Source organism: Pseudomonas frederiksbergensis (assembly GCF_001874645.1).
GTDB classification, from domain to species: Bacteria; Pseudomonadota; Gammaproteobacteria; order Pseudomonadales; family Pseudomonadaceae; genus Aquipseudomonas; species Aquipseudomonas frederiksbergensis_B.
Map to the genome: position 1 here is coordinate 2,152,316 of NZ_CP017886.1, position 25,033 is coordinate 2,177,348.

The 25,033-nt window shown below is 60.3% G+C and carries 16 protein-coding genes; 13 read left to right on the plus strand and 3 right to left on the minus strand.

The annotated features are described in order from the left end of the window. From BLL42_RS10550 to ureC, 13 genes are all read left to right on the plus strand, one after another. Window positions 1-960, plus strand: a complete 960-nt coding sequence (locus BLL42_RS10550; RefSeq protein ID WP_071552004.1) for an ABC transporter substrate-binding protein — start codon at window positions 1-3, stop codon at window positions 958-960. Next, window positions 957-1,967 carry a FecCD family ABC transporter permease gene (locus tag BLL42_RS10555; protein ID WP_071552005.1) on the plus strand — a complete coding sequence of 337 codons (1,011 nt, stop codon included), beginning with the start codon at window positions 957-959 and terminating at the stop codon, window positions 1,965-1,967. The genes BLL42_RS10550 and BLL42_RS10555 overlap by 4 nt, the downstream gene beginning before the upstream one ends. Before the next feature lie 277 nt (window positions 1,968-2,244). Then, the gene (gene urtA / locus BLL42_RS10560) at window positions 2,245-3,510 is read left to right on the plus strand and encodes an urea ABC transporter substrate-binding protein (RefSeq protein ID WP_071552006.1); all 1,266 of its coding nucleotides are present in this window, start codon (window positions 2,245-2,247) and stop codon (window positions 3,508-3,510) included. Window positions 3,511-3,643: 133 nt separating this feature from the next. Beyond that, a complete protein-coding gene (gene urtB / locus BLL42_RS10565; RefSeq protein WP_071552007.1) occupies window positions 3,644-5,140 on the plus strand; it encodes an urea ABC transporter permease subunit UrtB in 1,497 nt (498 codons plus the stop codon). Continuing rightward, window positions 5,140-6,219: an urea ABC transporter permease subunit UrtC gene (gene urtC, locus BLL42_RS10570; RefSeq protein WP_071552008.1), complete on the plus strand. Its 1,080-nt coding sequence runs from the start codon at window positions 5,140-5,142 to the stop codon at window positions 6,217-6,219. Before urtB ends, urtC begins: the two co-directional genes overlap by 1 nt. Window positions 6,220-6,229: 10 nt before the next feature. Then, window positions 6,230-7,099 carry an urea ABC transporter ATP-binding protein UrtD gene (gene urtD / locus BLL42_RS10575; protein WP_071552009.1) on the plus strand — a complete coding sequence of 290 codons (870 nt, stop codon included), beginning with the start codon at window positions 6,230-6,232 and terminating at the stop codon, window positions 7,097-7,099. Window positions 7,100-7,242: 143 nt separating this feature from the next. After that, window positions 7,243-7,941 (plus strand): urea ABC transporter ATP-binding subunit UrtE, encoded by a 699-nt coding sequence (urtE, locus tag BLL42_RS10580; protein WP_071552010.1) that lies wholly within the window; start codon window positions 7,243-7,245, stop codon window positions 7,939-7,941. A 54-nt stretch (window positions 7,942-7,995) separates the two neighbouring features. Further along, window positions 7,996-8,823: an urease accessory protein UreD gene (locus BLL42_RS10585; RefSeq protein WP_408004024.1), complete on the plus strand. Its 828-nt coding sequence runs from the start codon at window positions 7,996-7,998 to the stop codon at window positions 8,821-8,823. Window positions 8,824-8,959: 136 nt separating this feature from the next. Then, window positions 8,960-9,262, plus strand: a complete 303-nt coding sequence (ureA, locus tag BLL42_RS10590) for an urease subunit gamma (protein WP_003221215.1) — start codon at window positions 8,960-8,962, stop codon at window positions 9,260-9,262. A 9-nt stretch (window positions 9,263-9,271) separates the two neighbouring features. After that, window positions 9,272-9,805 carry a GNAT family N-acetyltransferase gene (locus BLL42_RS10595; RefSeq protein WP_071552012.1) on the plus strand — a complete coding sequence of 178 codons (534 nt, stop codon included), beginning with the start codon at window positions 9,272-9,274 and terminating at the stop codon, window positions 9,803-9,805. A 6-nt stretch (window positions 9,806-9,811) separates the two neighbouring features. Next, complete coding sequence (locus BLL42_RS10600) at window positions 9,812-10,345, plus strand: GNAT family N-acetyltransferase (RefSeq protein WP_071552013.1); 534 nt, start codon at window positions 9,812-9,814, stop codon at window positions 10,343-10,345. Beyond that, entirely contained in the window at window positions 10,342-10,650 is a 309-nt protein-coding gene (locus tag BLL42_RS10605) for an urease subunit beta (protein WP_071552014.1), read from the plus strand. The genes BLL42_RS10600 and BLL42_RS10605 overlap by 4 nt, the downstream gene beginning before the upstream one ends. Before the next feature lie 149 nt (window positions 10,651-10,799). Continuing rightward, complete coding sequence (gene ureC / locus BLL42_RS10610; RefSeq protein WP_071552015.1) at window positions 10,800-12,500, plus strand: urease subunit alpha; 1,701 nt, start codon at window positions 10,800-10,802, stop codon at window positions 12,498-12,500. 60 nt (window positions 12,501-12,560) lie between these two features. Here the strand turns inward: ureC and BLL42_RS10615 are convergent, their stop codons facing one another. The 3 genes from BLL42_RS10615 to BLL42_RS30465 form a co-directional block, all read right to left on the minus strand. Next, complete coding sequence (locus tag BLL42_RS10615) at window positions 12,561-17,750, minus strand: NEL-type E3 ubiquitin ligase domain-containing protein (RefSeq protein WP_071552016.1); 5,190 nt, start codon at window positions 17,748-17,750, stop codon at window positions 12,561-12,563. Window positions 17,751-17,902: 152 nt separating this feature from the next. Further along, the gene (locus BLL42_RS30860) at window positions 17,903-21,487 is read right to left on the minus strand and encodes an NEL-type E3 ubiquitin ligase domain-containing protein (RefSeq protein ID WP_330220785.1); all 3,585 of its coding nucleotides are present in this window, start codon (window positions 21,485-21,487) and stop codon (window positions 17,903-17,905) included. A gap of 191 nt (window positions 21,488-21,678) precedes the next feature. Beyond that, entirely contained in the window at window positions 21,679-24,978 is a 3,300-nt protein-coding gene (locus tag BLL42_RS30465) for a dermonecrotic toxin domain-containing protein (RefSeq protein WP_071552018.1), read from the minus strand. Window positions 24,979-25,033: the final 55 nt, after the last annotated feature.

Below are 25,033 nucleotides of genomic sequence, written 5' to 3' on the forward strand. Positions count from 1 at the left end.
ATGACCTTGCGCACCCTGCTCCGCTCCAGCCTGTCCATCACCCTGCTGCTGGGCAGCGCCCAGGCGTTCGCCGAAGCGACCCATTACCCGTTGACGATACAGAGCTGCAACCGTGAAGTGACCTTCAAAGAGGCACCGAAACACGCCCTCAGTCACGACATCAACATGACCCAGATGATGCTCGCCCTCGGCCTCAAACCACGGATGGTCGGCTACAGCGGCATCAGTGGCTGGAAAGCCGTGACGCCCGATATGCAGAGCATTCTCGACGGCCTGCCGGAACTCGCCGCCAAGTACCCGTCGGTAGAAACCCTGCTCAACGCCAACGTCGATTTCTTCTTCGCCGGCTGGGATTACGGCATGCGCATTGGCGGTGATCTGACTCCGCAAACCCTCGGGCCGCTGGGGATCAACGTCTATGAACTGAGCGAATCCTGCGCCTTTGTGATGAAGCGTCCAGCCGCCAGCCTTGATGACACCTACAACGACCTGCGCAACCTCGGCAAGATCTTCGACGTACAGGATCGCGCCGACCGGTTGATCAGCGACATGCAGGCGCAAGTGGCCGAGGTTCGCAAAGACCTGCCAAGTGAAAAGCCGCGTGTGTTTCTCTACGACAGCGGTGAAGACCGGGCCATGACCTCGGGCCGTCTGGGCATGCCGCAAGCGCTGATCGACGCTGCGGGCGGGCGCAATATTCTCGATGACGTCGACGCGAGCTGGACCCGGGTCAACTGGGAAAACGTTGTCGAGCGTAATCCTCAGGTGATCGTGATCGTCGATTACGGCGAAGTCAGCGCCGAGCAAAAGGAGCAATTCCTGTTGAACAACAAGGCTCTGCAATCGGTGGATGCGATCAAGAACCAACGCTTCATCGTCATCCCTTATGTGCAAGCCACACCGGGGATCGACAATGTGCTGGCGGTGGAAACCCTGGCCAAGGGTTTCCACGGCGAATGATCAATCGTCGCTATGCCATGTTGCTGATTGCCCTCGGCGCGCTGTTGCTGGTGTCCTGCGTGGTGTCGTTGGGCTTTGGCGCAGCCAGGGTGCCGGTGGACGTGGTCTGGCGGATTCTGCTGCATCAGGCATTCGGGATTGGCGAGGTGAACTGGAGCGCCGGACAGGAACATATCGTCTGGCTGATTCGCGTACCGCGCATGCTGCTCGGCGCGTTGGTGGGCGCCGGGCTGGCGCTGATCGGCGCGGTGCTGCAAGCGGTCACGCGCAACCCGTTGGCCGACCCGCATCTACTGGGCGTGACTTCCGGCGCGACCCTTGGCGCGGTGATCGTGGTGCTGCATGTGGGCGAGATCGTCGGCCTGCTGACGCTGCCAATCGCTGCATTCATCGGCGCATTGCTGAGCATGCTGATCGTGCTGATGATCGCCAACCGCAACGGTCGGCTGGACAGTGATCGCCTGCTGCTGTGCGGCGTGGCGGTGTCCTTCGTGATGATGGCGATCGCCAACCTGCTGCTGTTTCTCGGCGATCACCGTGCCAGTTCCGCGGTGATGTTCTGGATGCTCGGCGGCCTCGGGCTGGCGCGCTGGGAGTTGCTGGCAGTGCCCGCCGCCAGCGTGTTGCTCGGGTGGGTGCTGTTGCTGGGCATGGCCCGACCGTTGAATGCGTTGATGACGGGCGAGCAGACGGCTGTGACGCTGGGACTGAACGCCCGAACGGTGCGGCTGCGGGTGTTTGTGATTGCCTCGCTGATGACCGGGGTGCTGGTGTCGATCAGCGGTTCGATCGGTTTTGTCGGGCTGATGGTGCCGCACATTGCCCGGCGCCTGGTCGGTGCCGAACACCGGCGCTTGCTGCCGGTGTGCGTGCTGCTGGGGAGTGTGTTTCTGGTGTGGGTCGACGTCGCGGCGCGAACCCTGATCGCCCCTGAGGACTTGCCGATCGGTGTGGCCACCGCAGCCATCGGTGGCCTGTTCTTCATCGGCCTGATGCGCCGCCGCTAAAAAAAGATCGCAGCCTGCGGCAGCTCCTACCGCAATCGAATTCCTCCGTAGGAGCTGCCGCAGGCTGCGATCTTTGGTTGAACACCAAGGCACCAATCTGGCGCGTCCGCACGCACCAGCACATCGAGACCGTTCCTTCATAGTGCGCCGCCAAACGGCGCAACCGCTCTAACACGACATTTCCGTGCCTTTCTCCGACCGGGCACAGCCCTTGCTAAAGCCCCTTCAGTCGTTCGCATCTGCCAACCAGAAATTAAACGTTCATGGAGATCGCACAATGAAGCGTCGCAGCTTGATAAAGGCTTTCACACTATCGGCAAGCATTGCCGCGATGGGCATGACCTGGACTGTCCAGGCCGCCGAAACCATCAAGGTCGGGATTCTGCATTCGTTGTCCGGGACCATGGCGATCTCTGAAACCTCGCTTAAAGACATGGCGCTGATGACCATCGACGAGATCAACGCCAAGGGAGGAGTCAACGGCAAGATGCTCGAACCTGTGGTGGTCGACCCGGCGTCGAACTGGCCGCTGTTTGCGGAAAAGGGCCGGCAGTTGCTGACCCAGGACAAGGTCGCGGTGGTGTTTGGCTGCTGGACTTCGGTGTCGCGTAAATCGGTTTTGCCGGTGTTCGAAGAACTCAACGGCCTGCTGTTCTACCCGGTGCAATACGAAGGTGAAGAGATGTCGCCGAACGTCTTCTATACCGGCGCCGCACCGAACCAACAGGCGATCCCGGCGGTGGAATACCTGATGAGCGAAGAAGGCGGCAGCGCCAAGCGCTACTTCCTGCTCGGCACCGACTACGTCTACCCGCGGACCACCAACAAGATCCTGCGTTCGTTCCTGCACGCCAAAGGCGTGGCTGACAAGGACATCGAGGAGGTCTACACGCCGTTCGGTCACAGCGACTATCAAACCATCGTCGCCAACATCAAAAAATTCTCGGCGGGCGGCAAGACGGCGGTCATTTCCACGGTCAACGGCGACTCCAACGTACCGTTCTATAAAGAACTGGCCAACCAGGGCCTGAAAGCCATCGACGTTCCGGTCGTGGCCTTCTCGGTAGGCGAAGAAGAACTGCGTGGCATCGACACCAAACCGCTGGTGGGCAACCTCGCCGCGTGGAACTACTTCGAATCGGTGGATAACCCAGTGAACCAGAAGTTCGTCGCCGACTGGAGAGCCTACGCCAAAAAACACAACCTGCCGGGCGCGGACAAAGCGGTGACCAACGACCCGATGGAAGCCACCTACGTCGGCATTCATATGTGGGCGCAAGCCGCGGAAAAAGCCAAGTCCACCGATGTCGACAAGGTCCGCGAAGCCCTGGCCGGCCAGACCTTCGCCGCACCGTCCGGCTACACCTTGACCATGGACAAGACCAACCACCACCTGCACAAGCCGGTGATGATCGGCGAGATCCAGGCCGATGGGCAGTTCAACGTGGTATGGCAGACCGAAGGCCCGATCCGCGCCCAGCCGTGGAGCCCGTTCATACCGGGTAACGACAAGAAACCGGAGTATGCGGTGAAGAGCAACTGATCTGCCGCTCATCATCCCCGTAGGAGCTGGCGCAGCCTGCGATCTTTTGATCTTTGGCGTCTGCAAGGACGCCCAAAGATCGCAGCCTGCGGCAGCTCATACAGGGGCTTTCATCGCCGTCAAGGACGTAGCCATGCCCCTTTATCGTCTGCTTCTGGTCCTCACTCTTTGGTTCCCCATGGCCACCCATGCCGGGGACGCCGAAGACTTCGTCGCGGCCAATCCCGTGCAGCAAGCCAAGCTTCTGGAAACCTGGGCCGCGCAGCCCGAACCGGCCCGCATCGAACTGATCAATGCGCTGCAACAAGGCCAGTTGACCGTCGACGGTGAAGCCAAAACCCTGCGTCTGAACAACCGCCTGCGGGGTCTGATCGACACCGTACAGGCCAGTCATCAACTGCTCGCCACTGACGCCAACGTGCGTTTGAGTGCCGCGCAGCAACTGCAAAAAAGCGCAAAACCTGCGCAGCTTGCATTCCTCGACCAGCAACTGGCGGGCGAAAAAGACCCAAGCGTTCACGCCGCCCTGAGCTTGGCGCTGGCCAATCTGCAACTGGCCGACAGTGACCCGACCGTGCGCCTGGCGGCCGTGCGCTTGCTCGGTGAAACCGGTGACCCACTGGCCCGCACCCGCCTTGAAGGGTTGCTCGAACCCGGCGTCGAAGCTGACGCCACGGTGCACACGGCTGCCGAAACCAGCTTGGCGCAAGTCAAACGCAAACTGCTGGTCGGCGAATTGCTCGGTCAGGCCTTCAGCGGTATGTCCCTGGGTTCGATCCTGCTGTTGGCGGCCCTCGGTTTGGCGATCACCTTCGGCCTGCTCGGGGTGATCAACATGGCCCACGGCGAGATGCTGATGCTCGGCGCCTACTCCACTTACGTGGTGCAGTTGCTGTTTCAGCGCTTCGCCCCGCAAGCGATCGAGTTCTATCCATTGGTGGCGTTGCCGGTAGCGTTTTTTGTTACTGCCGGCATCGGCATGGCGCTGGAGCGCACGGTGATTCGCCACCTCTATGGCCGACCGCTGGAAACCCTGCTCGGCACTTGGGGCATCAGCCTGATGCTGATTCAGCTGGTCCGATTGCTGTTCGGCGCGCAGAACGTCGAAGTGGCGAACCCGGCCTGGCTCTCGGGCGGGATTCAAGTACTGCCCAATCTGGTGCTGCCGTACAACCGCATCGTGATCATCGCGTTCGCGCTGTGTGTGGTGGTGCTGACCTGGCTGCTGCTGAACAAGACCCGCCTCGGTTTGAACGTGCGCGCGGTCACCCAGAACCGCAACATGGCCGCCTGCTGTGGCGTGCCTACCGGGCGCGTCGACATGCTCGCCTTCGGCCTCGGCTCGGGTATCGCCGGGCTTGGCGGCGTGGCCCTGAGTCAGGTCGGCAACGTCGGCCCGGACCTCGGCCAGAGCTACATCATCGACTCGTTCCTGGTGGTGGTACTCGGCGGCGTTGGCCAACTGGCCGGCAGCGTGCTCGCCGCCTTCGGCCTGGGGATTGCCAACAAGATTCTTGAACCACAAATCGGCGCCGTACTCGGCAAGATCCTGATCCTCGCGCTGATCATTCTGTTCATTCAGAAACGCCCGCAAGGACTCTTCGCACTCAAAGGACGGGTGATCGACTGATGAACCAGCCCCTGATGCTCACCGCCACACAAAAGGCTGGCCCCAAGGTCACGATTGCCGTTGGCGCGATGATTCTCACTCTGCTATTGGCCTTGCCGTTGCTCTCGCTGTTATCACCGGACAATGCGCTACACGTTTCCGCCTATACGCTGACGCTGGTCGGCAAAATTCTCTGCTACGCCATCGTTGCCCTGGCGCTGGACCTGGTCTGGGGTTACGCCGGGTTGTTGTCCCTGGGCCATGGCCTGTTCTTCGCCCTCGGTGGTTACGCCATGGGCATGTACCTGATGCGCCAGGCTTCGGGCGATGGCTTGCCGGCGTTCATGACCTTCCTCTCGTGGACCGAGCTGCCGTGGTACTGGACCGGCACCAGCAGCTTTATCTGGGCGATGTGCCTGGTGGTGCTGGCGCCGGGTTTGCTGGCACTGGTGTTCGGCTTCTTTGCCTTCCGCTCGCGGATCAAGGGCGTGTACTTCTCGATCATGACCCAGGCCCTGACGTTCGCCGGGATGCTGCTGTTTTTCCGCAACGAGACCGGATTTGGCGGCAACAACGGCTTCACCAATTTCCGCACGATTCTGGGGTTTGGTATCACTGAGCCGGGCACTCGCGCAGTGCTGTTCGTCGCCACCGTGCTGTTGCTGGTGGCCAGCCTGTTCATCGGCTGGCGCCTGGCGCAAAGCAAGTTCGGCCGGGTCCTGACGGCCCTGCGTGACGCGGAAAACCGGCTGATGTTCTGCGGCTACGACCCACGCGGCTTCAAGCTGTTTGTCTGGGTCTTGAGCGCCGTGTTGTGCGGCCTCGCCGGGGCCCTTTACGTGCCGCAAGTGGGGATCATCAACCCCGGCGAAATGTCGCCGACCAACTCCATCGAAGCCGCCGTGTGGGTCGCGCTCGGCGGACGCGGCACGTTGATCGGACCGCTGCTCGGCGCGGGTGTGGTCAATGGCATGAAGAGCTGGTTCACCGTGGCCTTTCCCGAATACTGGCTGTTCCTCCTCGGCGCGCTGTTCATCGTCGTGACCCTGTACCTGCCCAAAGGCGTGATTGGTCTGCTGAAGAAAAAGGGCGAACAATGAGGCTTGTAAAATGAGAACCACTGCGACGGCCGAATTCATGCTCGAACCGGTCTTTTTTCCACCGGACCCCAATAAAGACGCCGGCAGCAGCCGCGACGCCATCGGCCTCGGTCAACGCGTCGGCCCAGGCCTGAACACCCGCCACGGCACGATCCTCACGCTTGAAGACATCAGCGTCAGCTTCGATGGTTTCAAGGCGCTCAACGCGCTGAATCTGTACATCGGTGTCGGCGAACTGCGCTGCATCATCGGCCCCAACGGCGCGGGCAAAACCACGCTGATGGACGTGATTACCGGAAAGACCCGGCCCAGTCATGGCAACGCCTGGTTTGGTGAAACCCTGGACCTGACGCAAATGAGCGAAGTGCAGATAGCCCAGGCCGGGATTGGTCGCAAGTTTCAGAAGCCAACCGTGTTCGAAGCCTTGAGCGTGTTTGAAAACCTCGAACTGGCGCAGAAAACCGACAAGTCGGTATGGGCCAGCCTGCGAGCGAAACTCAATGGCGAACAACGAGACCGCATCTGCGAGGTACTCGAAACCATTCGCCTGACCACTTCGGTCAATCGCCCGGCAGGCCTGCTGTCGCACGGGCAGAAGCAGTTTCTGGAAATCGGCATGTTGCTGATGCAAGACCCGCAACTGCTGCTGCTCGATGAACCGGTGGCGGGCATGACCGACGCCGAAACCGAATTCACCGCCGAGCTGTTCAAAAGCCTGGCCGGCAAGCATTCGCTGATGGTGGTGGAGCACGACATGGGCTTCGTCGGCTCGATTGCCGACCACGTCACGGTGCTGCACCAGGGCAGCGTGCTGGCCGAAGGATCACTTGCACAGGTGCAGGACAACGAGCGGGTTATCGAGGTGTATCTCGGCCGCTGAAACTTCCCCTGTAGGAGCTGTCGAGCGGAGCGAGGCTGCGATCTTTTCCTCCTGGCGCCGCAGAGCAAAAACAAGATCAAAAGATCGCAGCCTGCGGCAGCGCCTACGACAGCGGGACCGTGTTGAACACAAGGAATTTGAACATGCTGCAAGTCGACAAGCTGCACCAGTACTACGGCGGTAGCCACATTCTGCGGGGCCTGAGCTTTGAGGTTAAGGTGGGTGAAGTTACCTGCCTGCTCGGGCGCAACGGTGTCGGCAAGAGCACCCTGCTCAAGTGCCTGATGGGTCTGTTGCCGTCCAAGGAAGGATCGGTGAACTGGGAAGGCAAGGACGTCACCTCGTTCAAGCCGCACCAACGGGTACACGCCGGGATCGCTTACGTGCCACAAGGTCGGGAGATTTTCGGGCGGCTGACAGTGGAGGAAAATCTGCTGATGGGCCTGTCACGCTTCCCCGGCCCGGAAGCCAGGGAGGTCCCGGCGTTCATCTACGAGCTGTTCCCGGTGTTACTGCAAATGAAACAACGTCGCGGTGGCGACCTGTCGGGCGGCCAGCAACAACAGTTGGCCATCGGCCGCGCACTGGCCAGTCGGCCACGTTTGCTGATTCTCGACGAGCCCACCGAAGGCATTCAGCCGTCGGTGATCAAGGAAATTGGCGCTGTGATCAAAAAACTCGCAGCCCGGGGCGACATGGCGATCCTGCTGGTCGAACAGTTCTACGATTTCGCCGCCGAGCTGGCCGATCAGTACCTGGTGATGTCCCGGGGCGAGATCGTCCAGCAAGGACGGGGTGAAAATATGGAAGCCGAAGGTGTGCGCGGGCTGGTTACGATCTAGTCTGTAGTGTCCTGACGATAATTAGAAAATATGACCGTTCTTGCTCCCATTTCAATCACAGCAGCACTGTTCACCCCCTGCTGGCACGCCGAGCTGGAACTCGGCTACGCCCGATTCGGCGACAGCACGCGCCCGATCCTGCGCCGCCACAAGGGCCCGCTGCGGGTACAAAAGCACCTGTACGCCGAAGGCCCCGAGGTGTGCCAGCACATCATCGTCCACCCGCCGGGCGGGATTGCCGGCGGTGATCGGCTGGACATCAGCGCCCGTGTCGGTGCCGACGCCTGGGCGCAGCTGACCAGCCCTGGCGCTGCCAAGTGGTATCGCGCCGCCGGGCCGGCCTGCCAGCAGCTCGTTTTGAACGTCGCGGCCGGCGCCACGCTGGAGTGGCTGCCGCAGGAAACCATCATTTTCAGCGCCGCCCAGGCCGAACTCCGGACCTTTATCGACCTTGAAGGCGATGCTCGACTGTTCTATTGGGACGTCGTGGCGCTGGGTCGTCCGGCCAGCGGCGAACGCTTCGAGCGCGGGCATTTTCAATCAACGCTGGAAATCCGCCGCGACGGCCAGTTGCTCTGGCACGAACGCCAGCGCATTGTCGGGGATGACGGTTTGCTTGATTCGCCGATCGGGCTGGATGGCCAGCCGGTGTTTGCGACGTTGCTGGTAACGGGTGAAATCGACAGCGAATTGCTGGAGGCCTGCCGCTCTTTACCCAATGACGTACGGGGTGATCTGAGCCAGTTGCCGGGGTTGCTCGTCGCTCGTTGCCTGGCCAGTGAAGCCCTGTTGGCCCGAGGGTGGCTGATTGATTTGTGGAAGTTGCTCAGACCGGCCTTGCTCGGCCGCGAAGCAGTCCCACCCAGAATATGGAGCACCTGAACACACATACCTGTAGGAGCTGCCGCAGGCTGCGATCTTTTGACCTTTGTCTGTCGCGCCTCAAGAAGATCAAAAGATCGCAGCCCGCGGCAGCTCCTACGGATAGCGTTTACAACACAATTTGATTGGACCCCACATGGACCTGACCCCACGCGAAAAAGACAAGCTGCTGATCTTCACCGCCGGACTGGTCGCCGAGCGGCGTTTGGCGCGCGGCGTGAAACTCAATTACCCGGAAGCGATGGCCTACATTTCCGCGGCGCTGCTCGAAGGCGCACGTGACGGCCAGACGGTCGCCGAACTGATGCACTACGGCACCACCCTGCTGAGCCGCGAACAGGTGATGGAAGGCATCCCGGAAATGATCCCGGAGATCCAGGTCGAGGCGACCTTTCCCGATGGCACCAAACTGGTCACCGTCCACCAACCCATCGTCTGAGGCTGCACCATGACCTATCACATCCGTGATGCGCTGCACGCCGACCTGCCGGCGATCCGCGACATCTACAACGACGCGGTCCTCAACACGACGGCGATCTGGAACGAACACGCCGTGGACCTCGCTAACCGCCAGGCCTGGTTCAGCACCCGGCAATCTCAGGGCTATCCTGTTCTGGTGATTGTCGACACCGACAACAGCGTGCTCGGCTACGCCTCGTTCGGCGACTGGCGGCCGTTCGACGGTTTCCGCCACACCGTCGAACATTCGGTGTACGTGCGCAGCGATCAGCGCGGCAATGGCCTCGGCCCACAGCTGATGGACACGCTGATCGAGCGCGCCAGGGGCTGCAATAAACACGTGATGGTCGCCGCCATCGAAAGCGCTAACGCCGCCTCGATTCGCCTGCACGAACGGGCCGGCTTCATCACCACCGGGCGCATGCCGCAAGTGGGTACCAAGTTCGGCCGCTGGCTCGACCTGACCTTCATGCAGCTGATCCTCAATCCGGGTGCGGAGCCGCCTGTCGCCAACAAGGAGTGATACACCATGAACACTGCCCAACTGCGACGTGTGACCACCGAAAGCTTCGCGCACTACCGTCAGGGCTTGATTGATTTGCTGTTTGACGCCGTGCAGCACGGCGCCTCGATCGGCTTCATGGCCGACCTTGATGACGCGCAGGCCCGCGCCTACATCAACAGTGTCCAGGCCGGGCTTGAGGACGGCAATCTGTTGCTGTGGGTAGTGGTTCACGATGAAAAGGTCCTGGCCAGCGTACAACTGGGCCTGTGCCAGAAAGCCAACGGTCGCAATCGCGCCGAAGTGCAAAAACTCCAGGTACGTCATGACACGCGTCGACGCGGCCTTGCGCAACAACTGATGAATGCTGTGGAGCTCGCTGCACGCCAGCACAAACGGGGCCTGTTGTACCTCGACACCGAAGCCGGCTCGCCGGCCGAAGCATTCTATCAATCCCTTGGCTACACCCGTGTCGGTGAACTGCCGAACTATTGCCAAAGCCCGGACGGTCGCTACAGCCCGACCGCCATCTACTTCAAGACTCTGGGACAACCTGAATGATTCCTGGCGAATATCAGATCAAGCAAGGCGACATCGAGCTCAACGCCGGCCGTCGCACCCTGAGCCTGACCGTGGCCAACAGCGGCGACCGGCCGATCCAGGTGGGCTCGCACTACCACTTTTTCGAAACCAACGACGCCCTCACGTTCGACCGTGCCGCCAGCCGTGGCATGCGTCTGAATATCCCGGCCGGCACCGCCGTGCGCTTCGAACCGGGGCAGCGCCGCGAGGTCGAGCTGGTGGACCTGGCCGGGCATCGCCGGGTGTTCGGGTTTGCCGGCAGGATCATGGGCGACCTCGACTGAAGCGCCCCCAAAGGATCGCCGCCTGCGGCAGCTCCTACGGGCCGCATTCAACGCGATCACGTGTGAACACGAACCGTAGGAGCTGCCGAAGGCGGCGATAGCGAGCTACGCGAGCGGTCTCAAACCCAATTGAATCCCAAGGCAAGTACATGAAAATCTCAAGACAAGCCTACGCCGACATGTTCGGCCCCACGGTCGGTGACAAGGTCCGTCTTGCCGACACCGAGCTGTGGATCGAGGTTGAAAAAGACTTCACCACCTACGGCGAAGAAGTGAAATTCGGCGGTGGCAAAGTGATCCGCGATGGTCAGGGTCAGAGCCAGTTACTCGCCGCCGAAGTTGTCGACACGCTGATCACCAACGCACTGATCATCGACCATTGGGGCATCGTCAAAGCCGACGTCGGCCTCAAGGATGGGCGCATTGCGGCCATCGGCAAGGCCGGCAACCCGGACATCCAGCCGAACGTGACCATCGCGGTCGGTGCCAGCACCGAAGTGATCGCTGGCGAAGGCATGATCCTCACCGCTGGCGGCATCGACACGCACATCCACTTCATCTGCCCGCAGCAGATCGAAGAAGCATTGATGAGCGGCGTCACCACCATGATCGGCGGCGGCACCGGCCCGGCCACCGGGACCAACGCCACCACCTGCACCTCGGGACCGTGGCACCTGGCGCGGATGCTTCAAGCCGCCGACGCCTTCCCGATGAACATCGGCCTCACCGGCAAAGGCAATGCCAGCCTGCCGGAACCGTTGATCGAGCAGGTCAAGGCCGGCGCCATCGGCCTCAAGCTCCACGAAGACTGGGGCACCACCCCGGCGAGCATCGACAACTGCCTGAGCGTGGCCGATCAGTACGACGTGCAGGTGGCGATCCACACCGACACCCTCAACGAGTCCGGTTTTGTCGAAACCACCCTCGCCGCGTTCAAGGGCCGGACCATCCACACTTACCACACCGAAGGCGCGGGCGGCGGTCATGCCCCGGACATCATCAAGGCCTGCGGTTTTGCCAACGTGCTGCCGAGTTCGACCAACCCGACCCGGCCGTTCACCCGCAACACCATCGACGAACACCTCGACATGCTGATGGTTTGCCACCACCTGGACCCGAGCATTGCCGAAGACGTGGCTTTCGCCGAAAGCCGCATCCGCCGCGAGACGATTGCCGCCGAAGACATCCTCCACGACCTCGGCGCGTTCTCGATGATCAGCTCCGACAGTCAGGCCATGGGCCGCGTGGGCGAAGTCATCATCCGTACGTGGCAGACCGCCGACAAGATGAAAAAGCAGCGCGGCCCGCTACCCGGTGACGGCGCAGGCAACGACAACTTCCGCGTCAAACGCTACATCGCCAAGTACACCATCAACCCGGCGATCACCCATGGCATCAGCCACGAAGTCGGTTCGGTCGAAGTGGGTAAATGGGCCGACCTGGTGCTCTGGCGCCCGGCCTTTTTCGGGGTCAAGCCGACGCTGATCCTCAAGGGCGGTGCCATCGCGGCCAGCCTGATGGGCGACGCCAACGCCTCGATCCCGACGCCGCAACCGGTGCACTACCGCCCGATGTTCGCCAGTTACGGTGGCTCGCTGCATGCCACCAGCCTGACCTTTATCAGCCAGGCGGCGCAGGCCGCAGGCGTGCCGGAAACCTTGGGTTTGAAGAAGAAAATCGCGGTGGTCAAAGGCTGTCGCAAGGTGCAGAAAACCGACTTGATCCACAACGATTACCTGCCGAATATCGATGTTGACCCGCAGACCTATCAGGTCAAGGCGGATGGGGTGTTGCTGTGGTGCGAGCCGGCGGACATCTTGCCGATGGCGCAGCGTTACTTTCTCTTCTAAAGGACAGACCCAGCCCCATCGCATCGCAGCCAACGCGCAGCGGTGAGGCTGGAATATCGATCATCGAGGGGCTGCATTTCCCTCAGCCCGGAACGGCGTTTCCTCACGCTGCAGCCTGGAGCGCTGCATGGCTTCGCCGGTCAGTTTGCCGATCAGCGCCTTTTCTTGCGTCGCGATAGCTTCCATCTCGGCGTAATACTGCGCATCGCTCATTACCGTACCGAGTTTCACCTCGCTTTCCGGCTTGCCCAGCCGTTTCGCCAATCGGAGAATTTCCGAGCGCCAATGACTTTTTTGCTCAGGTGTATGGCCGTCTAGCCAGGCTTGTTGCGCTTCCTGCAAATCCAGAAGAGGTTCGCCCTTGGCGTGCAAGGCCTTGAACGGCTCCGGATAGTTTCGCTTGAGATAATCAACCCAGAACGGCTGCTCGACCAGCCTTTGCTGCAACAGCGGACCCTGCTCCTTTTCCAGCACCCGAAGATAAGCGTCAGTAATCATTTCGGCCGACACATCGGGCACCCGAAACGCCATCTCCCGGGATTGCCACGGCAACTCCAGTCGCGTTGCCAACAGGGTGGGGTAGATCATATGGATTTCTACCTCATCGATATCCGTGACCGCATGCCCCTGCGCATCAAAATGAGTAATCGCAAGCCCTTCCTCATCGTATTCGGGAAACTGATGCCCCTCCTCCAGCAGCTCGCCGATCCGCTCTCGAGCGATCCGGCCCAACTCGTCCAGACGCGACTTGCCTCGCGCCAGCTCCAGCAACTCCGTCTCGATCAGGTCTTGTGCGCCCAGTTCATACGCCTGAACAATCAGGACCTCCAGGCCCATGGCATTGAACAATTGCGCGCCGGCATCCACACACGTCGTGGGGGCCGCGGCCATGCGAAACAGCTTTTCCCGCAGTGCAGTGTTGCCGGCGGTTGCCTCAATCATTGACCAGACCTTACGGCACAACTCAACCTTTGCCGCTTTGTCTGTGGCCACCGCATCCGCCGACTGCGCCAGCTTTCTTAATTCATTGAAAAACGGCTCCGATCCAGGTTCGCCTTCGAGGTCAGCCCATAGGTCCTGCTTACCCTTCCATTGCTCCTCAGAAAGCCCATCTGCCCAGTGTCTACTGTCCATGACGCCTCGGGGTGATTGCGGTCGATTCGGCTCAAACCCCACCGACTGGCCATAGTCCCTGACCCTTTGCAGATTCTGCGCGGAAATATTCGCGGGTTCGCGACTGATGAGCGTGCGCGCAATGATCTCCGCCTGCGCCGACCCTGGCTCTGCCTCTGGAATGATTTCCAGCACATTGGCCCTCATATCCAGCAAGAACGTGCGCAGCCGTACCTGATCGAAGATACCCACGGGCCAGGTATTGATCTCGGTCTGGGCCAGCAACAGCGCCTGCAAATCCGGCATCTGTCCGATGTCCGGCGGCAACCCCAACGGATTGCCCTCAAGCCCCAGGGATTGAAGGCGCGTCAGTCGGCTCAGTTGGGAGACGGCGGGAGGATCGAGCGCAATCAGGTTGTCGGACAGATCCAGCACGGTCAGGTTAACCATACGCCCCAGGTTCTCAGGCAGTTCAACCAGATCGTTATCGCCCAGGATCAACGTACGCAATCGCCTGAAATGACGCAGAAATCCGTTCGCGTTATCTTCAATGCCGGTACTCGATAAATCCAGGTAAGTGACGTGGTCGAAGTTCGCTGTCAGCGGTGGCAGCTCATCGAGTTGGCTCTGAAGGTCCATGTCAGACAAATCAATTCGCTGGCCCTGAGGGTCGCCAATATTGTCCAGATCCACCTCTCCCGTGCGCCGCCAGGCCTGTGTGAGGGCTCGGATGATCGCCAGACGTGCGCCCCGCCGCTGGCGAAAAGCAGCGGTCAAACGTTCCTGGTCCGACACGCCCTCCACCTGCGCCCGTTGCCAGTTTTGCAAAGTGTTATCCAGTTGTGCCCATTCGAGTTCGCGACGCCTCAAGAGTGCTTCGTGCCTCTCGTCCCAATTCTCGATAACCGAATTGAGTTCTTCTGAAGTTATCGAGGGATACAGCTCTCGAGTCCGCTCCTCGATAGTTCGCTCCCACTGACCGAGGTCGGGATGGTCGCTCAAGGGGTAACCGATGCGATCACCGGGCAGGCGCACCGGCGGCTTGAAGAACGGTTGCTGGCGCGGTCGCATTTTCAGCAATGAACGAAGCTGATCGCGGGACAGCTGATGCTCGATGATCTTCGCCCTCAACTGTTCGCCCTGCGTGACATGGGGCAGTCCGATGGCCTTGCGCTGTCGGTCGGGCAGTGCGTGCTGGATCGAGGAATAGAGGTCATCGGCACCGTGCAAGTGCTCATTGCGGTCATTTCGCGTTTCGTATCGCCCGTCGTTCTGCCACAACAGCACCTTGCGTTCCGTGGCATCCTCGGGCCCCACACTGGCGCGCAGTTCACCGTCAATATCACCCACGCGCACTTCCAGACGCAGGTCGTCCACCCAGCCCGGCAAGGCTTTCAGTGTATTAAGCGCCAGGGTTTCGCTGTCCCTGTCGACCAGCGCCTCGAGGTACAACCCCTCATAGGCGTGGGTCAGACGCATCTGTTGCTGTAACCGCCGTGCGCCCTCGGCCAGGCGCAATGGAACGCGTTTGGCCGTGGTCAGGGTTTCGAGTTCGACGGGCGTGGCGTCGGCCAGCAGTTCCAGGATCATCGACGTGGACAAGCCCGTGAAGTTCCGCTGCACGACAGCGACCGCCGCGTTGGCCGACGGCTGTTGTTCGGCATAGAGGCTGCGCGTCAATCGCGCCCTGGCAGTGACCGCCTGCTCTTCCAGCGTTTTCTGCAAAGCGGTAACGCGCTCTTGCGGGGTCCTGGGTGTGTAATGGGGCAGAAGCTTCTTGACCTCTGCGTCGCTCGATGACGCGATAATGCGTTCAGGTAAGCGCCCGTTTATCAGATCCGAACGGGTGACCTTGATGATATTTTGCGGCAGAGCATCTGGGCTGCCGTATTTGACCGAAGGCCCGCTCAAGCCATCACCAAAAAATGCCTCTATCGCCTTGCTTGCCGGCCACCCCGGCAACTCAACCGCCAGGGAAGCAGCGTAGCTGCACAACCTGCTGGAGAGCGCGCCTGCACGAATGCCACGGGCAACTAACCCCGCATCGCCATAGGCCCTGAATTTTTTGAGGGTATCGAGCAGAATCGCAGGGACCGTTTCGCCCTCGACATGCAACCGACGCAGGACATCGTCGTCAACGCCACTGACCTGCCGGACTTGCTCCAGCTCGGCATCGCTGAAGCCATCGACCAGTCCCCCGAGCCGGCGCATCAGCGTCGCGCCTTTCCAGCTGAGCGGGCGCTCCAGTTCATGGTGCCAGGCCCCTTCGCCGTTATGCACCAGTTCAGGCGCATAGGCCTCGGGGCGTGTCGGGTGCTGGATACGGTACTGCTCGCCGGCCGCGTCCTGCTCGACTACATAGTACTCACCTTCAAGGGGCAGGATCGTCTGCCCATTGTGCGCATACAGGCCCAGCTCATCGGGGGCGGCCTCGGGCGGTAATGTGATGGAGGCCTTGTACGGCGCAAGATCCGGCTTCCAGAGCTTTTGCTTGCCGTTGGGCAGGGTCACAGGCTTGAGATTGTCGACCCTCTTCGACGCGTGAATCTGGGGCAGCACCATCGCCCCGGTGGCCAGGAACGCCACGTTCAACGCAACACTGGAAAAATGTGCCCACATCTCCTTCGTCTCACCCTCTTCTGCCGCTTCGATGCCCTCGAACGCCTCATCGAACATTTGCGTAGCCCCCACCGCCAACATGACCCATCCCAGCCCCGGTACGACAAAGGCGGCCAGGTTGAACACGCTGACCATGGCATCCAGATAGCTTTCCAGCCTGGCCACCCGCGCCACGCGGTCCTCATCGCCGGTGGGCACGGCGACCGCCCGCGCGTCGGTGTAAAGCTTGTTGATCGTCCTCAAGCGCAGTTGCTGCCACAGATTGCCCGTGATCGAGGTTTCATCCAGCGCCAGCTTCGCAGGCATGGACTTCAGCGGATAGTCCGCCTGAGGCCCGACATCGGAAGGCTTGTAGGCCTGATTGAGTTTCGCGAAAAAGATGCCTTGTTGCCGCACGGGTACAAACTGGCTGAAAAAACGCCGGTAGTCGCTTTTGTGCAAGCGGGCTCTCAACTCCACCATGAACTCGGCGCCGGAGGCATACTCCTTCAGCGGTTGCTCCGGGTCATCGGGCAAATAGACCACCAGACGCTCGAGCCGATCGGCGTTCTTGCGGTCCGGCCCGATCAGCAAGGGTCCCGTCAGCTCGATGCCGAACACCTTCAATGCCGCGAACGTCACTGGCCTGCCGTCCAGTTTTGCGGCGTTCTCGCCGACAAGCGTGTGCTTGAGCATCTGGTAGACGTCGGCACTGATACCCGATGTGATCTGGCTGCCGCCCGGTTTCAATGCAAATGGGTGCCTGGCGACTTCGATACACACCGCGAGCTTTTGCCGCTGGTGCTCTTCCAGTTGCTTTTCCAGCGCCTCGCGCTCGCGGGAGTCTTCTGGCTGCACGATGTCCTTGATGTGCTTCTGATAAAGCGCTCCCAAATCCAGGGTGCGACAAAGCTTGGCAAACTCATGGGCAGCGATGGGCTTGACCTGGGAATTGACCGCTTCGAACGTCGGCAGTATTTCGCCGTCATAGCTGCTCCAGCCGGTAATGATTTGGCAATCGTTGCAGGCAAGAGGCTTTTCTTCGTCGGGCTCGAAGTTGGCCAGGGCAGCCTCAAGCAGCGAGATGCCTCGATACTCGTAGGTCAAGCGTGGGTCTTTTTGCTGATCGAAAACAAAGACACCGAACAGGTCATCACGGCCTTTGAGAGCATATTTACGGGCGAAATAAACGTTTTTGACATCCAGCTCCAAGTTGAATTTCGCCTTGATCGCGTCCTTGAGCGGTTGCTCGGCGAACTCAAGCACATCCTTGATGGTTCCGAGCTTGGCGTCGATCTGATTCAAGGTCTCGCGATAGCGAGTGTGGGTATCCGCCAGCGCTTTTTTTTGTTCAGACGTGGCGTTGCGGTACCAGGCCGTAATGTGCAGTGGGTGCTCACCGAGTTCCTTCTGTCGCTGCGGATCGGCCTGGGTGAACCAGGCAGGCAGGCGGTCTTTCAAGAAGTCGTAATGAACGCCCCGAAGGTCGCTGTTGAACGTGCCGGGGGAAGTGGAAGGGGGTGTTTGTGATTCGCTCATAGCTGATCATCCATGACTGATTGAAAGTCATCAGCCTAATGAACGACAGCGAGAAAAAAGCTTAACTATGTACCGCACTCGCACATGAGGCTGGAACGGGCAGCACGTGCTTTAAAACCCGGCGCCGTGCAGAACGACGCCGGGCCGGCGGATTAGCGGGTAGGCTGCTTGAACAGATCCTTCGAGGTGCCGGGCTGCGGCTCCGTGAGAACGGAGGGTTCTATTTCCCCGGTCTCTTTTCGCGACAGCTCAATCAGTTTCTCACTGCGTTCAATGGCGAGTTCGATGCCCAGGCTCTCCAGGGCTTGTGTGTAGTCGGCCCCCCAGGCGCCTTCATGCGCATCCTCAAGCTGGCCTTGTTTTTCCTCAGCGCTGCGCTCAAGGGCGCTGAACGCTTCAGGGTATTTTTCCTTGAGGTATTGCACCCAATAGTCACGGTTGATCAGGTCTTCATAGAACGCCCCGGGTTTATTTTCCCGCTCCAGGACTGCTGCGCGCGCTCTGTTCAATGTCTCCCCACTGATGGGGCGGCCATAAAGCATGTTCCTCGGTTGTCCAGGCAACTCCAGGCCGTCGTCCCAGCCGCTGGTCAGGCCAATCCGATACTCCAGGCGCACTTCCGCCGGGTCGGCGTGCCGGCCCCTGGCTTTTTCATTCGCCAGCTCTTCGACTTTCGCCAGCCGAAACAGCTGCCGGGAAAGCCGCAACAAGGCAGCGCCTTTCTGATCCAGCCGACCGGGACCAATGCCCTGCAGGGCATTGTGCTCGAAGACCTTGACCTCAAGATTACTGAAGGTAAGGATCCGCCCGTCGACACAGGTCCCATGGGTGTTGGACATGCCGAACAGCGTTTGCCGGAGTTCGCCATCACTGGCTGTCGCGCGCAACACGTCCCAAACCCGTCGCGTCAGATCGGCGCGGGCCAACGTGAACTCCTGGGTGTTTCGTAGCTGTGCCAGCAGATGAAAAAATGCTTCGTTATCCGGCTCGGCTGCCAGTTGGTTCCATAGCGCGCGGTGGGTGACCAATGCTTGCGGCTCAAGCATTTCCAGCCATGGATCGAGTCGCTCAGTTCCGGATTCCACCGCGTCAATAACCTCGTCAGGCACGATCGGGGCAGGTTCGACTTCGCTATCACTTTCGCTTTCAGTGTTGCTGGCCAGGTCGTCGATCAATTCATCAATGTGACGGGCGGAGTATCCCAACCATGCGCTCGGGTGCGCGCTTTGCGCGTAATCCCTGATGTGTTCCAGATCGTCGCGCGACAGGCTGTTGTCGGAAAGGTCCGTGCCCGACATCAGTGCATTGTGGCGAACGCTAAAGGCTTCTGAAGGAATCGATGTAATGCCGTTGGCACTGAGATTCAACGTTCTGAGATGACGGGCCTCCAGCACCCCTTCAGGCCAGCCTGTCAGTCGGTTATTGCGCAAGTCCAGCCACTCCAGGTTGCTCCAGGACGCCACGCTGAACGTTTGCAGGTTATTGTGGCTCAGGTCCAGCCGTTGCAAGCGTTGGTGGCCACCCAATGTGGAATACACGCTTTCGGGGTCAGTGATGCCATTGGCGGACAACTCCACCCGCTCCAGCAAATTCATGGCGTTGAGCGCCTGCGGCAGTGTCTGCAAGGACTGGCCGCTGAGCACCAGGCTGCGCAGGTTGGTAAAGGCCCCGAGGAATCCATTGGAACCCTGTTCGGTCAGTCTTATACCCGTGAGGTTCAGATCCCACACATGGGGCAATGCAGTGGGCAGCGCGGGCAGGTCGCCCAGCTGCAGGCCATCAAGATTCAGGGCGCTGTAAGCCATGCTCGCCCTTGCCGTCAGCCCTTCTCGCCAACAGTCGAGGATGCGCAACGCCGCCAATCGGCGGGTGTGGGACGACACGACCCAGTCACGTCCTCGCGACTCGCGGATAAACAGCCAACCATTCAACTCACGCGTCAGGGCTTCCAGGGTCTGGTGCCATCCGCCAATGCGTTCACTGATCTGCGTATCGCTCGCGCCATCCTCGCGCAGTTGCTCGATGGCGCGCGAGGCTTCTTCGTCGGAAAACCCGTTCACCCGTTGTAAACACTCAGCGAGCCAGGCATTCCCCTCGCCCGCCGGGACCTCTCCCGGCAATGGCAACAGGCGTTGGGCAATCAGCGTTGCGGTCTCCGTCGGCGGAAACGCCTGGGGCACTTCCTCCAGGGTGAACCGCGCAAGGGTGCCGGAGGACAATCCTCTGGCGTTCTCAACCCGCGCCTGCGCGGCGGTCAGGGCCGCTTGCGCTGCTGGGGTCAACGGTGTGCCGGTCAGGTTCGTGGCGATCACTGCCTCGTCCCGGGCCAGGGCTGTTTCCGGCAACGTGGTGATCTGCGTGAAGCGCAAGTCCAGCGAGGTCAGTCCCGGCAGGTTTTCTGCACCCGTTGGCCACGTCTGCAGATGGGCCCCAGTCAAGTCCAGCGTCTGGAGCTGACTCATTGCGCTGACATCCATGTGCGCCAGCGGGGTATGGCGTAAATCCAGGTGTTGCAGGGCCGGCAAATCACCCGGGGTGATCGGCATCTCGGTCAATTGGCTGCCACTCAGGTCAAGGGTCTGCACCTGGCTGAATTGGCCGATAAAACGGCGAACCTGTTCGAGGGGTGAACTCAAGCCAGTCAGTTTCAAGGTCGTCACATGGGAGAAGCCCTGGACGGGAAGATCCGGAAGCTGGGCAAACGCCATCAAGGGCAAGTCAAGCGTCGTCGAATAGCTCGATACGCCATATCGCTTCAGGAGCCCGTTGTACCAACAGTTCTTCAGGGTCTCGGTCGTCGAAAAACCCGCGAAGTTGTGCTCCGGCAGATAGTGTTTCGTCCACGCATCGAGCTGGCGGCTGAGATCACCGTACTCGTTGCCCAGCGCCTCAATCGCGTTGAACCTGGCCTCAGCCCCCGTCCATTGCTGGAGAAAAGCACTGAGTAAAGCATCCGGTTGCCCGAACCCGTCCAGAAGCCCAAATGAGCCGCCAAACCCTCCCCCCCACCGTCGAAGCTGACCCTTGCAATAGCCCATGACCATTTCTTCCCGGTCGATGAGGTGCATGGGGTGATTTTTTACATACTCAAACAGGGGTTTGAAGGTTTCGACCGGGAACCAGGACCAGTTCAAAGAGAGGCCGGACAATAGCCCGTCATGCGCTCCGTCGAACAGACTGGCCGGTAAGCTATTGACAGAGGTTGCGCGCAAATTCAGGCGTTCAAGACGAGGAAGCTCTAGCACACCGATGGGCAATGTATTGCCCTGGTAAGCACCGGAGATCGTCAAGCTGCGTAGCTTGCTCAAACGGCTCACATCCAATGCGCCGGCAGACTCCAATACTCTGCTGAGTTCCAGGTTTTCCAGGTTCGTCAGATGCCCAAGCCTGGCGATTTCCTGCGTGGCCAAGCGGTCGTTCGAGGTGATCCGTAGATCGATGAGTTCCGTCATCCCGCTCAACGCCTCGGGAATAGTACGCAACCGTGAGTTGGTTACGTTGATAGACAGTTTTTGCAAACGCGGAAAATGTCCCAGAACCCCGTCACTGGTGGCGTCAGTGAAACTCGCGCCGCCCACAGTCAGCTCACGGACATGTGAAAAGTCGGCCTGCAGCGACGGCAACGGATCACTACAGAACAGATCGAGCCTGGCGAAATTCGGGTTCTCCGTGGCCCTGGGCGAATTGCGCCAGGCCGCTTTGATGGCTTGCGCCACCGCGCGTTTGCCATCCAGCATCGAGCGTAGCGTCACGCCCTCGGACGCTGCCCACTGATCGAGTGTCGACTCAAGTTCCTGCCATTCACGCGTACGGTTTCCGAGCAGGGTAAAGATCTGCTGATCGGTTTTGCCGAGCCCCCCCTGTTCGAGGAGAAACTTGAGGGCCTGCTCGTCGGTCAAGTCCGGATAAACCTCCTGTACTCGACTGATCAGCGCAGGATTCGTCCTTGGATGACCGCTGGCCGGATAGCCCCGCAGATTCTCGCCAATGCGCTGCGGGGGCTTGAACCACGGTTTGCTTGGGGATTGCTCGCGGAGGATTTGCGCCGATTCGGCGGAATGGTTGACGGCGTAGTCGAAAATCGCACGCTGCAGGTCCGCACTTTGGCCCACGCCAGGCAGTCCCAATGACTGGCGCGATTCGTCGGGCAAGGCGTGCATGATTGACGAGTAAAAATTATCACCCTGCCCAACCACGCTATTAAGCGCCTCCCCCGGTCATTGAATGCCTGGTAATAAGGCCCTTTCTTGACCAGGTATTTACGCACCCCGGCCGTCTCGCTGCCAATGCCATCGATCAGCGAACCCTCGAGGCTGCCCTCGCGAATTTCCAGACGCACCTTCTGCGACCAGCCTGGCAATCGCTCCAGGGTATGCAGCGCCAGGCGCTTGCTGTCCGCCGAGGCCATGTTCTCCATGCGCAAACCGGAATAGGCCTGGCTCAAGCGTCCTTGCTGCGCATACCAACGGGCTTGCTCCAGCAAGCCCAGCGGCATGCGTCCGGTACTCGTCAGGCGCTCCAATTCCTCGGGCGTTGCCTGATTCAGAACGGTGTGTGCGGCGGGCTCGCTGAGCCCCGGGCAAAGGCGTTGCAGCTTCGTGACCCTGGGGTCTACCGGATCCGTGCCTTTATAGAGGCTTTCGAACAGGGCCGGTTGGCGGGTTCCGATGAAATCGGCAATCTGCTGTCGGAGTTCCTGAGGTCTTGATTCCCTAACGCGGGCCGATTCTGCGCCCAGCAGGCGGGTGATCTCTGATTCATCGAGGGCCGCCAGAATACGCGCGGGTAATTCGCCGCTCAGCACTGTGGCCCGACTTATCCGGATGGGTGCCTTGGCCCCGACACCTGGAAACAGGCGCTCGGCGCCATATTTGACCGAAGGCCCGAACAGCTCGGGGCCATCGAAGACTTTCAGCACCCGGCCCGTCGGCCAGCGCGGCATTTCGGTCACCAGGGGCAGGATCTGCAGATAGCGGCCATTGATGGATTGCCCGGTTGCCACTTGTTCGATGACCTGAGCAACCCCAAGGTCGGCGTCGAACAGGCGCATGGCGTCCGTCAACTCGGGAGGCGGCAGGGCGTTGTCCATGTGCATCTTGCGCAAGGCGTTGTCGCTGACACCACTGACATCGGCGATCTTCAGCAATTGTTCGTCGGTGTACGCTTCAGTCACATAGCCCATGCGTCGCAGCAGCGTCAGGCGGTTCCATGCCAGCGGACGCTCCAGGGTATGGCGCCAGGCTCCGGCGCCGTTGTGGGTCAGAAGCGGCTGATAGGTCTGCGCGTCGCTCGGGTGCTTGATGCGCCACCGTTCGGACGACTGATCGTACGTTTGTTCGTAGGTCTTGCCCTCCATCGGGATATACGTCTTACCGTCCGCCGCGTATTGGCCCTGGGCATTAGGGACAAGGCTGCGATCCAGAGTAACCGGGCTCTCATAGCCACTCAGCTGTGCTTTCCACAACCGGGTTTTGCCATTGGGCAGCGTGACCGAATGCAGGTTTTCGATCACAGGGGTGGCCTTCACCGCTGCCAGTTTGGCCACACCCTTGCCAACACCGGCCGTCACGGCGAGCAAGGCCAGATTCTCCGCGACATCCACCAGGTGCTCTTTGGCTGCCTTGCGGTCGCCCTCACTCCACTCGATCGCTCCTTCGAAAGCTTCTTCCCCGATCTGTACGGCCATGACCGCCATCATCACCTCGCCCATCACGGGCACGAACATCGAGACAGTGGTCAATGCGAGCATGCCGATGTTCAGCAACGCAGCCATTTTTTCCGAGCGTACCCTGGCGTCAACATCCGCCGTAGGCACTGCGTGGCTTAGAGCATCGGCCATCAGCCTGTCGCGGTGCTGCTCGAACAGGTAATCCCACAGGTCGATGTTATCGGCCCAAAGGCCATGACCCTTGCTGGTAATACCGTTCGGGGCGAGATAAGGATCATCGTTGGGCACCTGCGACACAGAGGAGACGGGAGGTAACTCCTTGATGTAAAAAAGGTTGAACGGACTGCCTCCCTTGATCAGCTCATTGAGCAAAGAGCCATAAGGGGCGAGTGCTTGACTGAACGTCTTGTTCGGCGCGTCGAGGGTGAACTGACTGAAGTAATGCGGGAGGTCGGCATAGGCGACGAACTGACTGAAAAAGCGCTGGTAAGCCGTCGGGCGGCTGTCACCGACCGGCGCGCCGTCCCGCGCGGTGAAACGCTGTTTGAACATCGCCTTCATTTGCGCGCCGGTATAGCGCTTCAACGGATGATGCGGATCGTTGGGAATATAGAGGATCAATTCGTCCGAATAGCGGTACTTCTCGCAGATATCGAACCACACGCAGCCGTTCATGCGGCGTTTCATCAGGCTCATATCGCCGAACCAGATCTGTTTATTGCCCTGACGAGGTTCAAGGTCTCCGTCGATGATCGACAGGATCGAGGTGTAGTCCCGAGGCTCGATATCCTTTTGCAGCAACGCCCGTTCGGCCGCCGCTCGCAAGGCGGTTTTCTGCACCGTACAGAACTTCTCACGAAACACATGATCCGCCACTGCGTCCTTGGGATGCAGGTAATCCTTGAGGTATTGCTGATACTGGGTGCCGATGTCCAGCGTTCGGCACAGGCCGGTGAACTGCTCGACGGTCAACCGAGTAGTGACCGATTCCAGCGTACCGGGCGTCGAGCTTGCGATCTGAAAACCTGAAGACGCAAGGAAAGCTCCGGCTTCACATTCCGCCGCCTCGAAGTTATGCAGTGCAGCCTGCAGCAATGGAAGTTTCAGGACCTCGAAGCTGCTGACATCGATGCCGAGTATCCCGATTTCCAGCGGCTTGTTGAGCTGCACGAAGGTCTTGTTGATATCCAGCTCGACGTTGAACTGATCCTTCAACGCCTTGATCAGCAACGGCGCGGCGAAGGTGTCGATGTCCTGGAGTCCGGACATGATCTTGTCGAGCCGGGTCTGGGCACTGAAGCTCGCAGTGACGCTCTCGTTCAAGGCCTTGCGTTGCGGCGCCGAGGCTTGCCGGTACCAGTCAGGCAACTTCGCATTGGCTTCCTTCAACGCTTTGCGGCGCTGAGGTGTGGCGTCAGTCAGCCAGCCGGGAATCGCGTGTTCAAGCAGCTCGCCGTGAAGGCTTCGCGTGGTTGAGGGTTTTGGGTCGGTGGCCGGTTTGCTCACTGGCCTGAATGCGCGCCGGGACCTTTCGTGACCCGATGTTTGTGTGTCGAACATAGTGACTCTCCTATGAAATGGAGTGCCAGCACACCATGTCCAGTGGTGTCATCTG

Excerpts from the sequence above, each read along its gene's own strand:
- BLL42_RS10550 (WP_071552004.1), top strand. The coding sequence starts at position 1 with ATGACCTTGCGCACCCTGCTCCGCTCCAGCCTGTCCATCACCCTGCTG.
- BLL42_RS10555 (WP_071552005.1), top strand. The coding sequence starts at position 957 with ATGATCAATCGTCGCTATGCCATGTTGCTGATTGCCCTCGGCGCGCTG.
- urtA (WP_071552006.1), top strand. The coding sequence starts at position 2,245 with ATGAAGCGTCGCAGCTTGATAAAGGCTTTCACACTATCGGCAAGCATT.
- urtB (WP_071552007.1), top strand. The coding sequence starts at position 3,644 with ATGCCCCTTTATCGTCTGCTTCTGGTCCTCACTCTTTGGTTCCCCATG.
- urtC (WP_071552008.1), top strand. The coding sequence starts at position 5,140 with ATGAACCAGCCCCTGATGCTCACCGCCACACAAAAGGCTGGCCCCAAG.
- urtD (WP_071552009.1), top strand. The coding sequence starts at position 6,230 with ATGAGAACCACTGCGACGGCCGAATTCATGCTCGAACCGGTCTTTTTT.
- urtE (WP_071552010.1), top strand. The coding sequence starts at position 7,243 with ATGCTGCAAGTCGACAAGCTGCACCAGTACTACGGCGGTAGCCACATT.
- ureA (WP_003221215.1), top strand. The coding sequence starts at position 8,960 with ATGGACCTGACCCCACGCGAAAAAGACAAGCTGCTGATCTTCACCGCC.
- BLL42_RS10595 (WP_071552012.1), top strand. The coding sequence starts at position 9,272 with ATGACCTATCACATCCGTGATGCGCTGCACGCCGACCTGCCGGCGATC.
- BLL42_RS10600 (WP_071552013.1), top strand. The coding sequence starts at position 9,812 with ATGAACACTGCCCAACTGCGACGTGTGACCACCGAAAGCTTCGCGCAC.
- BLL42_RS10605 (WP_071552014.1), top strand. The coding sequence starts at position 10,342 with ATGATTCCTGGCGAATATCAGATCAAGCAAGGCGACATCGAGCTCAAC.
- ureC (WP_071552015.1), top strand. The coding sequence starts at position 10,800 with ATGAAAATCTCAAGACAAGCCTACGCCGACATGTTCGGCCCCACGGTC.
- BLL42_RS10615 (WP_071552016.1), bottom strand. The coding sequence starts at position 17,750 with ATGAGCGAATCACAAACACCCCCTTCCACTTCCCCCGGCACGTTCAAC.
- BLL42_RS30860 (WP_330220785.1), bottom strand. The coding sequence starts at position 21,487 with ATGCTGGATGGCAAACGCGCGGTGGCGCAAGCCATCAAAGCGGCCTGG.
- BLL42_RS30465 (WP_071552018.1), bottom strand. The coding sequence starts at position 24,978 with ATGTTCGACACACAAACATCGGGTCACGAAAGGTCCCGGCGCGCATTC.